Genomic DNA, 15,118 nt, shown 5'->3' on the forward strand with positions numbered 1-15,118 from the left:
ACCAATAACAATCAACTCATTAAACATAAAGACATGGATAATACCAGACTCAGGCAACTTCAGTCGCTACTCGAGGAAGACCCCGGCAGCTCGTTTATTCAGTTTGCTATTGCCAAAGAATACGAGAAGTATGCGCAGTGGCCGGAAGCAAGAATGGCTTACGAGGCCCTCGTCCAAAGCGCCCCCGATTACGTGGGCACGTACTACCACCTGGGCAAGCTCTACGAAAAACTAGACCGGCCCGCCGACGCCTTTCAGACCTATAAAACAGGTATGGAAGCCGCCAAGCGGGCCGGTGACCAACATGCCCTGAGCGAACTGGCAGGCGCCAAACTCGCCCTGGGCGATGAGGAAGACTTTGATTAGTTACGCTGGATAATCAGTTTTTGGATGCTTAGCATAGCGCCGTCTCTGCTCCGCCATCCCACGGTGTACAGACCGGCTGGGTACTGCCCCAAAGACAAGCTGATCTCCCGATCGCCCGATTGAACCGGAACCGTTCTCAACAATTGGCCGGTAGCACTGAACAATTCAACTTGCCCCTCTGCCTGTCCCCCTGCAGGAAAGGCTACGGTGGCCATCTCCTGAGCCGGGTTGGGGAAGACCTTCAGCACGGAGGCCGTCTCTGCTTCTGTTGTATTCGTCATGATGGGCACCCCGTAACAAATCTCAACAGACCACCGCGCCAGCGAGCCATTCTGCCCGGTTTTGAACATCACCAGGCGCCAGGCCCCGGCAGAAGAGGCTCCATTATACACCGACAAAGGCTCTGCCGGACGATAAGGGCCGCCTATGGGTGGGCAGGGCACTTCACTGTTGGCTGCATCATCGATTGAGAAATTGAACAGGAAGCCACCTGAGCAGTCATTATCGACAAATACATCCTGCAAATCACCGTTCGGTCCGCGCAGGCGAAAGTCAATACGGTCGAGCGGGCTGTAATTTCCTGCTATCTCAACAATATTGACATCCCGGACCGGCGCATCCGCTTCCACCTCAATCAGCGAGGTCACAAAAGGCCCCGGAGCACTCAGGTCGATCGGGACATCCGTAGCTTCAAAGATTTCACAACGGAGCCCTTCCGTTTCAAAAGACTGAATGGTAAAGCTACCTGCTCCACAGGCTGAGTTCCGCCCCCTGACGCGCCAGAATAAGGTAGTGCTGTCCGGTAAAGGGTTGGTCACCGTTAAGAAGGTGTCTTCAATACTTTCAGCGGTAAGCAGAATATCTGCAAAGCCAGCATCAGCAGCTACCTCAATATCATAGACATAGGCATCAGGATTCGATGCCCAGGACAAGGTAGGCGTGACCGGGGTATTATTGTTCCCCTCCTGCGGAACCAACAGCGTTATGTCACCGGGAGCCTGAGCAGCGTAGGCGATTTCCAACTCCAGCGTGTCCGTTGCTGACCCGCTAATCCCAATCAACTGAAAAGGATAAGTGCCAGTAGTTAAGCCAGTGCCTGTCGTGACTTCCACACTCACCTCAGCTGGCAGGGTGACCGGATCAATGACCGCAACGGAAAACGATGCCGGCAGGCCTTCCACCGTCCATTCCACCTCAGTTGCCAGCCCTAAAATTGGTTGCGCCTGTACCGTGTAGACTGCGGTTTCGCCAGCACAGACTTCAGCTTCGGCATTCTCCGTGCCTAAGGCCAGCCCGGGCGCAGTGACCGCTTCAATTGTAATATTCGCATTGTTAATATCAAAAAAGACGTTATTCGCGGCTTTGATTTTATACCGGAAAGCAGTTCCGGAAAGCGTATCTGGCACGGTAATAAGTGCCGCACCATCATTGGGCACGCTTGCTGCCAGCTGATAGGGATAGGTGAATCCACCGTCTGCAGAAAGAAAGATATCTACACCGGTGGCGGCTACGGGGGGCATATTGGTATTGGCTACGTCCCATTCCACGGCCTGTAGGCTGCCTGCTCTCCAGGTCTCGGGTGTGTTGTGTGTGAGTACCCGGAACGGCCCCGCCTGTTCCGTCACATTGAAAGTACGGTCATCAAAACTGATCCCGGTACCAAAGCCATGATTGTCCCGCACTGTAAGCCGGAAACGGAGCCCCCGGTTGTAGTCCGGCAGGTATTCCCCAATCGTGGTGGTATTGGCCACCAGGTCCTGCAGGCGTGGGAACACACGCGTGGAATCTGTAGTGGGCTCGAAGGAGCGGAAAATTGGCGAGTTGCCCTCCGGGCTATTGGGTGGAGCGGAGGGCCCCAGGTCAAATTGCTCCCAGCAGTAGGTCAGGGAGTCGCCCTCCAGGTCTGTTGCGGCACCTGTGAGCTCAAAGGGCGTGGAAACGGGCAGAAACAGTCCGTTCTCTCCAGCTTCCACTACCGGCGGAGTATTACCGGTGGGAATAATTGTTGCGCAGGTGTTACCCCCTCCGAAAATCGTATGCTCAATCATCTCCTCCTGGCTGATAGCATGGAAGTAGGGGTCGCTGTTGTTTTGCAAATCCGGCGGGCAAATCCCTGCATACCCCATGATGGTAGAGGCACTGCCGGGCTCCATGGCAGCTGAAGACACCCGGTTGCAGTTGTTGTTTTGGGTATGGTTGCCGCCAAATTGGTGCCCCATCTCATGGGCTACATAGTCAATATCGAAGGGGTCGCCTACTGGTACCGATTGTGAGGTAAAGCCACGTGCCTTATCCTCATCATCACAAACGGAGCGCAGGGAGGCTACTCCTCCCCCACCGGCCCGATGGAAAACATGGCCTACGTCATAGTTCGCATTCCCGATTACTGTATCTAAATTGGTCTGATTCTGTCCCAGGTGGGCACCGCTGCCGCCTGAATAAGGGTCACTGCCACTGTTGGTATAAACAATGAGATGGTTGCTGTCAATCAGGATCATCCGGGAGGAAATGTCTGTTTCGTATACACCATTGACCCGGTTCATGGTGGTGACAATCGCCGCCATGGCATCGGCCACCGTACCACCGTGAAACTGAGTGTATTCTCCTGTTGCAGCTACTGCCAAACGGTAGGTCCGCAGTTCCTCTCCTACGAAAGCGCTGCTCCCGCCAGTATGGCCGGCAAGGGGTTCCGCATGATCCACCTCGCAGGTAAAAGCCTCCCCTGGTGTAAAATCCCGGCGAAAATATACCTGATGGGCGCTATGCTCGTAGTTATGGTAAAGCGGGTCTACATAATAAGTTGCGCTGCCCTTTAGCACCATTGCGTGAAAGCCCTTTTGGGTATAATCAATGCGGGCGAGCGCATGCCCGTCGTCCAGGCTTTTGCCCAGGAAGGTCTGCATACCGGGGAACTGCCGGGCCAGGCCGGGCGCCATGATGGGCGAGTTGACCAGCCGGAACTGCTCCGTGCCCCCATCTGGCGTGGGCAGAGTAAAAATAAAATCCGACTGAGCAGCAGTAACGCTGCCTTCCAATGGGGCGGCTTCAAGCAGCTCCTCCAAGGTGGCTTTATCGATGTCGACAATCCGGGCAGCCTCCGGTTCAATCAGGCGCTGTGCCCAGCCAATCGCAGGTGTTGCGGTATCTTTCCAGTAATTGCGTTGCTGCGCCAGACCGGCGGTAAGCCCGCTCAGCCACAGCACCATCAACAGGGTCGTCCTCTTCATACTAATTCAGTTGTTTTTTTGCGAATGTAAAGGATAGACCCCGTCAAAAGGTTTAGAGATCACCGGAATGTCTGTCGCGCTACAGAATCAAAACCACTTCAGCGTTAAGTCGATCAGGCGCTGCTTAAAATCGGTGTAAGGCGGCATAAGCACCTCCAGTGCACCGGGCAGGTGTTGCCGGTAAATGGCACGGGCATTGGAGAAGGCTTCAAACCCGTACCAGCCATGGCTTTTGCCAATACCACTGTTGTTGGAGCCGCCGAAAGGCAAATTGGGCTGCATGAAATGTACATCGTTGTTGTTGATACAAGTGCCCCCTGCACGTGTTTCCTGAATAATACGCTTAATGTTTCGCTCGTCCTTGCTGTAAATGTAGAGGGCCAGAGGCTTTTCCTTTTCGTTGATGACCTGCAGTGGCTCAGATAAATCCCGGAAAGTGCGAATGGGCAGCACCGGGCCAAAGATTTCCTCCTGCATCAAATCGGCATCATCGGGCACGCTGCTGACCAGGGTGGGCTCGATAAAGTCTGTTTCCGGGTCTCGGCGACCGCCGATTTCCATGACTGCACCCCGCTCCTCTGCGTCCTTCAGGTAGCCTGCCACGCGCTCAAAGTGTTTCCCGTTGACCATGCGATTATAGGCACCGGATTGAGCGGCATCTTCTCCATACAAGGCTTTCAGCTGGGCGGCCATCAAACGGACGAACTCGGCTTTCCGGCTTTCGTGCACAAACAGGTAATCCGGGGCAATGCAAATCTGTCCGCTGTTCAGGAACTTGCCCCAGGCGATGCGGCGCACGGCGGCTTTGAGGTCGGCAGTCTCGTCAACGATGGTCGGTGACTTCCCGCCCAGCTCCAGGGTGACCGATGCCAGGTGTTCTGCCGCTGCCCGCATCACGATTTTGCCAATCGCCGGGGCGCCGGTGAAGAAAATATGATTGAAGGGCAGCTTCAACAGCTCCGTGGCGGTCTCTACGGCTCCCTCCACTACAGCGACTTCCTCCGGCTCGAAAACCGCTTCCACGATTTCCCGCACCACAGCCGAAGTATGTGGTGTGTGCTCGGAAGGCTTCACAATAGCCGTGTTCCCGGCCGCAATAGCCGAAACCAGTGGACCAATAGCCAGCTGTAGCGGGAAATTCCAGGGCGCAATGATCAGGCAAACGCCTTTGGGCTCGTACTGCACCCAGGAGGAACTGCCGAGAAATGGCAGGGGCGTGCCCACGGAGTGCCGGCTCATCCATTTCTTTAGATGTCGGGCTGTATGTTTGATTTCGGTAGTAATGGCGTAGATCTCGGTCAGGTCAGCCTCGGCGGCAGGCTTCTTGAAATCGGCGTAGACGGCATCGCGGATGGCCTGCCTGCGCTCAAGAATTGCCGACTTGAGCTCTTGGAGCTTTTGGATGCGCTCGCGGGCATTAGTGCGTGCCACCACAAACTGATGTGCTCGCTGCTTCTCAAATAAGGACTTGATTTCCTGCCGGTTGGGGGCGGTAGTGATTTGGGTGGTCATTTTCTGATGGTTAGGTCAAGAACAACAATAATAGGTAATTTTTTCATAGACTTGCAAGCTCAAAATTTCTGCATACAAACTAACCAGATAATGAATTTACGACTAATATTGTTGCTGCTCCTGGTCACCAGCAACCTAATCGCACAGGAGGAAGAGAAGGAATGGGACGTCAATAACCCCTCCGGAGCGCACCACGAAAAGGAGCTCACCTTTACCGAAGGGACCTGGATGAACCTCGATGTAAGCCCGGATGGACAAACCATCGCTTTCGATCTCCTGGGAGACATTTACACCATGCCCATTTCAGGTGGCGAGGCGCAACTCCTGCGCGGTGGCCTGGCCTGGGAAGTACAGCCCCGGTTCAGCCCGGACGGGAGCCAAATCCTGTTCACTTCTGATGCCGGTGGGGGCGATAATATCTGGGTAATGAATGCCGATGGCAGTGCCGCCAAACAGCTGACAAAAGAAGACTTCCGCCTGCTGAATAATCCGGTTTGGATGCCCGACGGGCAGTATTTCGTTGCCCGCAAGCACTTCACCTCTTCGCGTTCACTGGGTGCCGGAGAGATGTGGATGTACCACAAAACAGGCGGCAGCGGCTTTCAGCTGACCGAGCGCAAGAACGATCAGCAGGATGTCAATGAGCCTGCCGTTTCGCCCGATGGCCGCTACGTTTACTACAGCGAGGACATGTACCCGGGCGGCTATTTCCAATACAACAAAGACCCGAACAGCCAGATTTATGTCATCAAGCGCTACGACCGGGAAAAGGGAGAGGAAAAGACCCTCATCTCGGGACCGGGCGGAGCCTGCCGCCCACAGGTCTCCCACGATGGCAAAAAGCTCGCCTTCGTGCGCCGGATCCGTACCGAGTCTGTACTGTTTATCCACGACCTGGCTACCGGGCAGAACTTCCCCCTCTTCAAGGGACTGAGCAAGGATCAGCAGGAGGCCTGGGCTATTTTTGGGGTGTATACCGGCTATGACTGGACACCAGACGACAAGCATATTGTGATTTGGGGACAGGGCAAAATCTGGAAGGTGGAAGTCGCTACCGGCGAGGCCACTGAAATCCCTTTCAAAGCCACTGCTAAACACCGCTTCCAGGAAACCGTCCGCTTTCAGAACAACGCCTTCGATGAGCAATTTACCGCCAAGGTCATCCGGCATGCCGTGACTGCCCCGGATGAGCAGTCGCTGGTATTCTCCGCTGTTGGCCACCTCTGGAAGAAAGCACTGCCTGATGGCACCCCCGAGCGCCTGACAGACGACTCAGACTTTGAGTTTGAGCCCGCCTTTTCACCAGATGGCCAAACACTCGCCTACGTTACCTGGAACGACCAGGAAATGGGCAGCATTCAATTGCTTGACCTGGCAACAGGAAAGCAGACGCAGCTGACCACCGAAAAAGGCATTTACCGCACACCACAGTTCTCCCCCGATGGCCAAACCATTGTCTACCGTAAAGATGGCGGGAACTCGCATCAGGGGTATGCTTTTTGTAAAGAACCCGGCATTTATACCCTGCCCATCAAAGGAGGCGAGCCCACGCTGGTCAACCCTCAGGGCGAATACCCGGTCTTCAGTGCCGATGGCAGCCGAATCTTTTATCAGACCGGCGGCTATCTTTTTGGCAGCATCACCAAGGCGTACCACAGCATCAAGCCCGATGGCAGCGACGACAAAAAACACTTCGACGGCAAATACGCACAGCGCTTCGTGCCCAGCCCCGACAATCAATGGGTGGCCTGGTCAGAGCTGCACAAAGTGTATGTAGCCCCTATGCCGCATACCGGGCAGTCGGTTGGCTTGAGCGCCAAGACCAAAGCCGTGCCCGTAGCCCAGGTCGCACGCGATGCCGGCATCAACATCCACTGGTCTAAGGACAGCAAGCGCCTGTACTGGACCCTGGGTGAAGAGCTGTTTAGCGACGACCTCACCGAACGCTTCAGTTTTCTGGAAGGCAGCCTCGACAGCCTGCCTCCTATGGATACCGTTGGGCTGCGCATCGGGCTGGAGCTGGAAGCCGACCGGCCGGAAGGCACCGTGGCCTTTACCAATGCCCGAATTATCACCATGAAAGGCGATGAGGTTATTGAAAAAGGGACGGTCCTCGTGGAGGGGAATCTCATCAAAGCCGTAGGCACAAAGGTACGGGTGCCAAAATCAGCCACAGTCATCGATTGCAAGGGCAAAACTATTATGCCCGGGCTGGTGGACGTGCACGGGCACCTCGGTGATTTCCGCTACGGGCTTAGCCCACAGCAAAACTGGTATTACTATGCCAATCTTGCGTATGGCGTCACCACAGCGCATGACCCCTCCTCCAACTCAGAGATGATTTTCTCCCACAGCGAGATGATCAAAGCTGGAGAAACGGTTGGCCCGCGATTATTCTCTACCGGTACCATATTATATGGTGCAGATGGAGACTTTAAGGCGGTCATCAATAATCTGGATGATGCCCGATCAGCCATCCGCCGGACCAAGGCCTTCGGTGCCTTCTCCGTCAAGAGCTACAATCAGCCCCGTCGGGAGCAGCGGCAACAAGTTATGCAAGCCGCCCGGGAACTCGATATTCTGGTGGTGCCGGAGGGAGGTTCCTTCTTCTATCACAACATGAGCATGGTGGCCGATGGGCATACCGGTGTGGAGCACAATATCCCGGTTGCACCGCTTTACGATGATGTGGTACAGTTTTGGTCCCAAACCGAGACCCACAACACCCCTACCCTAATCGTCAACTATGGCGGTGTGAACGGAGAATACTACTGGTACCAAAAGACCAATGTCTGGGAAAAGGACCGCCTGCTCACCTTCACCCCCAGAGCAGTGGTAGATGCCCGGGCCCGCCACCGGACGATGATCCCCGATGAGGAGTACGAAAACGGGTATATCCTGACTTCCAAATCCCTGAAAAAGCTGCAGGACAACGGTGTCAATATCAACCTCGGTGCCCATGGGCAACTGCAGGGGCTCGGTGCCCACTGGGAACTCTGGATGCTGGAACAGGGTGGCATGAGCAATCATCAGGCCCTGCGGTGCGCCACTATGAACGGTGCCAAATACCTGGGGATGGACCATCAGATTGGATCACTGGAAGCCGGGAAACTGGCCGACCTGATTGTCTTGGATGAAAATCCGCTGGAAAACATCCGGAATTCTGAGTCTGTCCGCTACACTATGGTAAACGGCAGGCTTTACGATGCGGCGACTATGAACGAGACCGGCAATTACGAACGGAAGCGCAAACCATTCTACTTTGAGCTGGAAGGCAGCGGCAATGCCTGGCCTACCATGACGGACATCAATTCGCTCATGCCCACTCAATGTGCTTGTCAGCGGTAAAGTGAAACAAAGAAGCTACGAGCCCTAATCCGGAAAACCGGCAAAGGCTCGTGGCATCATTTGGGAATTGACTCGGGTATTTGCCCGGATTCAGCCTTTTACAGCAGGCTGATGAGAAAGGATAAGTCAAAGGCAGTACCGGGACTAGCTTGCTCCCCTACTGACCCCGGGATTAACAACCGTTAATTACTGAGGTCATAACGCCTGTCAGCTTAACTTTTCGACCACAAGATTTCATTAGCGCCTCAAAACGCGTATATTTGCGCAGTTTTTCTTTAAAGGACACTTAGAAAGTCCTATTTATCAGCGACTTAGGTGTTTGGACAAGAAAGACAGATGCTCATTTTTTAACATTTTCTAAAAGTCACTTCGAGTTATGCAAGGAAAAGGAGTAGTGAAGTTCTTCCTTGTGGTCATGACGATCGTAACGCTCGTACAGTACTTTTTCATCCTGCCTACGCAGAAAGTTGAGAAAGCCGCTGAAGAGTACGCACGCGCGTCGACCTCAAACCTATCGGAAGACCTTCAGAAGACCGCCTTCAAGATGAAGCGCGCGGAGTTTTTGGACTCCATGTCTTCGGAAGAGGTATTTAAAATCCCTCTGCTGAAGAGCTACACGTATCAGGAATTAAAGTCACAGCAACTGGCCCTCGGCCTCGACCTCAAGGGAGGTATGAGCGTCGTGCTGCAAGTTGATCTGCGGCAATTTATCAGAGCGTTAGCCAATGACAGCAAGGACCCGACTTTTGAGGAAGCGTTAAACCGAGCATCTCAAGCGCAGAAAACCGAACAGGCCGACTTTGTTTCTCTATTCTTCGACGCATGGAACGAAGTAAAGGGCGATAAGAAACTCGCTCCGATCTTCACCCGCAACGAAGCCCTTCGTGATGAGATCAACTACGAAACCGGTGATGGTGAAGTGGTTCGTGTGATTCGCGCCAAGGCAGACGAAACCGTAGACCTGACCTTTAAGCTCCTCAAGGAGCGTATTGATAAGCTGGGCGTTACCCAGCCTAATGTTTCTCTGGATGCCAGCCGCGACCTTATCATCGTGGAGCTGCCGGGTATCGACAACCCGGAGCGTGCCCGTACTTTCCTGGAGGCGGCGGCCAAGCTTGAGTTCTACAACGTATTCCGCATTAATGATCCCGGCGTTCAGCAAGCCTTTATCGAGGCGAATCAGCGCCTGGCTCAGACTATGAGCGGCAGTTCGGTAGAGCGGGAAATCCTGCGTATCGACACCACTTTTGCAACGGATTCTCTGGGCAATGAAATTGCCGGCGAGATTACAAGCATTGATACCATCTATGGCAGTGCTTCTCAGTCTGGCCCGCTTTTCGAAGCGTTGACCCTCAACACCACTGGTGCTCAGGGACTGGCTGTTCTTGGTTTTGCCAAGAAAAACCAGCGCCGCTACATCGATAGCCTGCTGGCGAAGCCGGATGTAAAGTCGCTTTTCCCACGGGATATGGTGCTGCGTTGGGGCAAAGACCCCATGAAGGACTTCGAGACCAATGAAGTCACGGACAACTACGAACTGTATGCCCTGAAGCCATCCCGTGACGGCAAAGCGGCTATGACCGGTGATCACGTAGTAGATGCAAGTGCCAACCCTGACCCTCAGACCAATGAGGTAGCCGTATCCCTGAAAATGGACAATACTGGTGCCAAAATCTGGGGACAACTGACAACAGAAGCTGCACAGGACAACAACCGCGAGGTGGCTATCGTACTTGACGATGAGGTGGTTTCCGCCCCTTCAGTGCGTACGCCTATCCTGACCGGTGACTCTCAGATCACAGGTAGCTTCAGCATTCAGGAAGGCAAAGACCTTGCTAATATCCTGCAAATCGGTAAGCTCCCTACGGATACAGAAATCATTCAGGAGTCCCTGGTTGGGCCTTCCCTGGGTGAGGAGAACATCCGCAACAGTACGATTGCCCTGACGGTTGGCTTTATCCTCGTACTGCTCTTCATGATCGCCTACTACGGCGGTGGTGGTATCGTTTCCATCCTGGCACTGATCCTGAACATCTTCTTCATCTTCGGTGCACTGGCTTCCTACGGTACAGTCCTCACCCTGCCTGGTATCGCCGGTATCGTACTGACGATCGGTATGGCGGTGGATGCCAACGTGATCATTTACGAGCGTATCCGGGAAGAACTGCGGGAAGGCAAGTCATTGCTGATGGCGGTAAGTGATGGTTTCCAGAATTCTTATTCTGCCATCATTGACGCCAACGTAACGACCCTGCTGACGGCATTCGTTCTGGCCTACTTCGGCCTCGGCCCAATCAAAGGTTTTGCAGTTGTATTGATCATTGGTGTACTCTCCTCGCTGTTCACAGCGGTACTGGTAGGCCGCCTCATGATCGATCAGTGGCTGAAGAACAAGGACCGTTCCATGTCTTTCTCCACTGGCTTATCCAAGAATGCCTTCGCCGACCTGTCAATCGACTGGCTGGGCAAGCGTAAGATGGCTTACATCATTTCCGGAGCAATCATCCTGGCAGGCCTGGTCTCTATGGCGACCCGTGGCTTTGAGCTGGGTGTGGACTTCAAAGGTGGCTATTCTTACAATGTGACGATCGAGGGCGCTGAAGTGGAAGCTTCTGCACTGCGTTCTGCACTGACGGAAGCTTTCGAAGGCAACGAGCCAATTGTGAAGTCTGTGGATACGGAAAACACCTATAACGTCGTGACCGACTACCTGGTGGAATCCACTGATGATGATGCCGACGAAAAAGTGATGATGGCGCTGTATAATGGCGTAAACGGCATCACTGGCGGTAATATTGATCTGGAGCAGTTCAAAGCACCGGACGGAAACGGCACGCACGTAGAGAGCTCAAGCAAAGTAGGACCGACGATTGCGGATGACATCAAGTCTAGCGCATTCTACGCGGCAACTTTCGCCCTGCTGCTTATCTTCCTGTACATCTTCATCCGATTCAGCAAGTGGCAGTACAGCCTTGGTGCAGTAGCCGCCCTGTTCCACGATACGCTTGTGGTTATGGGTATCTTCTCCATCTTCCACGGCATCCTGCCCTTCTCACTTGAGATTGATCAGGCCTTTATTGCAGCCATTCTGACTGTGATCGGTTATTCCATCAACGATACCGTGGTTGTATTCGACCGTATCCGGGAATTCCTGAACAACTATACGAAGAGTTCTAAGGAGGAAGTGATCAACAGCGCCGTCAACAGCACGGTTAGCCGTACGATCATCACCTCGCTGACGACCCTGTTTGTGGTCGCCATCCTGTTCTTCTTCGGTGGTGCGAGTATCCGTGGTTTTGCGTTTGCATTGCTCATCGGTATCCTCGTTGGTACCTACTCTTCGATCTTTGTGGCCACGCCAATCATGTCAGACCTGACAGGCGAGCTTCGGGCGAAGGATACCAAATCCGACAAAAAAGGGTTCTCCAAGGCCGCGGAAGCAGCCCGCTAAGACCCTGTAATCATAGTAATTACAGCCTAAAAATAAGAGCTGGCTCCGTTTGGGGTCAGCTCTATTTTTTTTGTTGGTGAAATCGTCCTATCTTTAAGACGGAATAGCAGTCTCTATCTCAATCTCACCCAAAAACCAGGAAGTGCCCCATCGGCACCTTGCCTGTATTTAGAGTTTCTAAGCCAAAAAACCGAGATGAGAAGATTTACACTATTCCTCCTGCTCCTGCTTTTGGAGCTTCCCTCCATTTTTGCAGCCACCGATTCTTTAGTTATCGATGTAGAGGCGGACCGCTTTCGGCAACGGCTCAAAACAGCCGCTTTCGGGCCTTTCTCTTTAGTCTTGCGACAGCTTAAGCCCGGAGAAGACTACCAGCTTTGGCTGAGCCCGCAGGCACAGCAGGGCGGTACGGTAAGGTTCCTGACTGAGGGTGAACCACCAACCGTCACTTACCGCTTCAGGGCGTCTCTGTCTTATGCGTCTATTCCGGTTGCTCAGTTGACACCGAACGTTGAAAGCACCCGCTTTGTCCTGTCTGTCAGCTGTTCATCTTGCAGCAGGTCGACCGGTGCCCGTTCCAATGGCCTGTCGGTAACCTCAGGCATTGCCGCGTCCAATTTGATAAGAGATGTTTTTATTGGTGGCGACTGTTTTGATGTAGACAGTGTCAGCCTGATCGGCAGTACAGAAAGTGTAGGGCAGTTTGAGCTGGGCAGCTCCTCGATCGGCATCGAATCGGGTGTGATCATTTCCAGTGGCGATGCCTCGGACGCGATGGGGCCCAATTTTACCGGGAATATCGGAGATGAAATGGATGGTGGCGGCCACCCGGATCTGGCAGTATTGGCCGGATCGAATACACTTTATGACGCCACAGGGATATCCTTCCAGTTTACGCCGACCGTTGACAGCATCGCTTTCCGGTACACTTTTGCTTCTGAGGAATACTGCGAATTTGTGGACGCCGGGTATAATGATGTTTTTGGTTTTTTTATCAGCGGCCCGGGGTTGAATGGTGGGTTTACAGGGAATGGGGAAAACATTGCCGTTTTACCCGGTTCCAACATTGGGGTGACCATCGACAACATCAACGACGACGACAATTCAGCCTTTTTTGTCCCCAACTCATTCAGCTGCGGCACGGCATCCATCAACCATGACATACAGTTTGATGGCTTCACTACGGTGCTTACTGCGGTTGCCGAGGTTCAGGCCTGTGAAACTTATACCATCAACCTGCTCGTCGGAGATGTTGGCGACGGGCTTTACGATTCTGCTGTTTTTCTCGAAGCCAATAGTTTTTCTGCGGGAGGCACGGTCACCGGGTCCGCCCTGTCGCCTATTACCAATGAAAACATAACCTACGAAACTTGCTCCGACGGCTACTTCAGCCTGGACGTTGGCGGGGACTTAACCACTACTCGTATCGTCAATCTTGCCTTTTCACCAAACAGTACCGCTACTCCGGGTGTGGATTTTGACAGTATTCCGCTGATTGTACAAGCATTACCAGGCCAATCTACAATCGAGATCCCTGTAAACGTATTTCCCGACACCCTCACAGAAGGGCAGGAATCCATTATTCTGGAAATTGAAAATGCCTGCTCCTGCACCAATGGGACAGTGGAGCTATGGATTCAGGACAGCGCCCCGCTAGAAGCCTCCACCCTGCCAGCAGAAATATGCCCGGGCGACACCGTAATGCTACAATCCACAGTACAAGGGGGCATTCCGGAATACAGCTATGAATGGAGCAACAGTGCCGTCAGCCCTGACATTACAGTGCAGCCCACTGGCACCGAAACGTATACCCTGACTGTGACCGATCAATGCGGCAACACGGTAGTAACCACTGCTGCCATACAGGTAAATGAGCCTCCGGAGGTCTATTTTGATTTGCCGCCCAGGCTCACTTGTCTGGCAGACACCGTTGTATTGAGTGCCGTCAACAGCACCTATGGAGCAGGATTCTCCCTGCAATGGGGTACTCAGGGCGGACAGTTCGCCACTGAGCCAGAAGGGCTTACAGCTTCAGTCAATGCCACAGGGATGTACACCCTGGCCATAGCAGACCTGGAAACCGGATGTACAAATTCGGGGGAAGTCTACGTGGAAGCAGATACGATCCCGCCCACCGCAGATGCCGGGGATGACTTTGTCATTAATTGTGGAGCAACCCTGGTAAGCCTGAATGGCTCCGGCTCGGACCGCGGGCCTCATATCTCGTATCAGTGGTCGACCGCGGGCGGGCATTTCGCATCCGAACCCACTTCGATCTCGCCAGACATAGATGCTGCCGGTGTTTACAACCTGTTGGTTACCAATACAGAAAACGGCTGTGCGGCTCAGGATGAAGTGGTTGTCACTCAACTAGCTCCTGAGGCCAGCTTTGAGCTCCGGCAACCGCTCTGCTACGGAGACGTGGGAAGTATTCAGTTTCAGCAAGTCACCGGCGGCACGCCTCCCTACGAATATTCAGTAGATGGCGGCGCAAGCTATCAGCCCAATCAGGTTTTCGCTGCCCTACCATCCGGCAATTATACCCTCTTGGTGAAAGACGATAACGGCTGCATGTTTGAAACCAGTGCCTCCATCACCCAACCGGATTCCACTATTGCCGTTATTCAACCCGCTGAAGCCACTATCGTATTTGGAGAAAGCTATACTATCCATGCGCAGACCAACCTCCCCGATGAAGACATCGCTCAGGTTTTCTGGTCTAACGCCCATACCCTGGATTGCGAGGACTGTTTACGCCCGGTTGCCAGTCCACAGCGCACGACCGACTACCTGATGACCATCATCAGCCAAAATGGCTGTACGGATCAGGCTCCTTTCCGTTTGTTTGTAGACCGTTCTCAGGCCGTTTACGTGCCCAATGCCTTTTCTCCAAACGGAGATGGCAGCAACGACCGGTTCTACATCGCTGCACGGGCGGGGACTGTGGAGAATATCCGCACCTTCCAAATCTACGACCGCTGGGGAGCGCTCGTCTTTAATGGCGAAAATCTTCTGCCTAATAACCCGCATCACGGATGGGACGGCAACTTCCGGGGAGAAATGGTCAGGAACAGTGTGCTGGCCTGGTTTGCGGAAATCGAATTCACCGATGGTAGTGTAGAAATCCTCAAAGGGGACTTACAATTGTTCCGCTAGCGCACAAATTGCGACATAATTCGTATAAATAGGGTTGAACCAGTCAAGGATCGGCCCT

At 53.6% G+C, this 15,118-nt stretch carries 6 protein-coding genes; 4 read left to right on the forward strand and 2 right to left on the reverse strand.

From position 1 onward, the window contains the following. Nucleotides 1-33 precede the first annotated feature (33 nt). Entirely contained in the window at nt 34-366 is a 333-nt protein-coding gene (locus MRY86_RS01155; protein ID WP_293567250.1) for a tetratricopeptide repeat protein, read from the forward strand. Here the strand turns inward: MRY86_RS01155 and MRY86_RS01160 are convergent. Further along, nucleotides 363-3,593, reverse strand: coding sequence for a reprolysin-like metallopeptidase (locus tag MRY86_RS01160; RefSeq protein ID WP_293567251.1), 3,231 nt, complete (start codon nt 3,591-3,593; stop codon nt 363-365). The genes MRY86_RS01155 and MRY86_RS01160 overlap by 4 nt on opposite strands. 87 nt (nt 3,594-3,680) lie before the next feature. Next, on the reverse strand, nt 3,681-5,105 hold the full coding sequence (locus MRY86_RS01165) for an aldehyde dehydrogenase family protein (RefSeq protein ID WP_293567252.1): 1,425 nt from the start codon (nt 5,103-5,105) through the stop codon (nt 3,681-3,683). A gap of 90 nt (nt 5,106-5,195) precedes the next feature. Between MRY86_RS01165 and MRY86_RS01170 the strand changes: the two genes are divergently transcribed. From MRY86_RS01170 to MRY86_RS01180, 3 genes are all read left to right on the forward strand, one after another. Then, nucleotides 5,196-8,453, forward strand: coding sequence for an amidohydrolase family protein (locus tag MRY86_RS01170; protein ID WP_293567253.1), 3,258 nt, complete (start codon nt 5,196-5,198; stop codon nt 8,451-8,453). A 376-nt stretch (nt 8,454-8,829) separates the two neighbouring features. Continuing rightward, nucleotides 8,830-11,904, forward strand: coding sequence for a protein translocase subunit SecDF (gene secDF / locus MRY86_RS01175; RefSeq protein ID WP_293570954.1), 3,075 nt, complete (start codon nt 8,830-8,832; stop codon nt 11,902-11,904). A gap of 195 nt (nt 11,905-12,099) precedes the next feature. Next, nucleotides 12,100-15,060, forward strand: coding sequence for a choice-of-anchor L domain-containing protein (locus MRY86_RS01180; RefSeq protein WP_293567046.1), 2,961 nt, complete (start codon nt 12,100-12,102; stop codon nt 15,058-15,060). Nucleotides 15,061-15,118 lie beyond the last annotated feature (58 nt).

The sequence above is a fragment of the Phaeodactylibacter sp. genome, assembly GCF_022763345.1.
Lineage (GTDB): Bacteria > Bacteroidota > Bacteroidia > Chitinophagales > Saprospiraceae > Phaeodactylibacter.

Bases quoted from the DNA above. Each gene is read 5' to 3' on its own strand.
- MRY86_RS01155 (WP_293567250.1), top strand. From the start codon at position 34: ATGGATAATACCAGACTCAGGCAACTTCAGTCGCTACTCGAGGAAGAC.
- MRY86_RS01160 (WP_293567251.1), bottom strand. From the start codon at position 3,593: ATGAAGAGGACGACCCTGTTGATGGTGCTGTGGCTGAGCGGGCTTACC.
- MRY86_RS01165 (WP_293567252.1), bottom strand. From the start codon at position 5,105: ATGACCACCCAAATCACTACCGCCCCCAACCGGCAGGAAATCAAGTCC.
- MRY86_RS01170 (WP_293567253.1), top strand. From the start codon at position 5,196: ATGAATTTACGACTAATATTGTTGCTGCTCCTGGTCACCAGCAACCTA.
- secDF (WP_293570954.1), top strand. From the start codon at position 8,830: ATGCAAGGAAAAGGAGTAGTGAAGTTCTTCCTTGTGGTCATGACGATC.
- MRY86_RS01180 (WP_293567046.1), top strand. From the start codon at position 12,100: ATGAGAAGATTTACACTATTCCTCCTGCTCCTGCTTTTGGAGCTTCCC.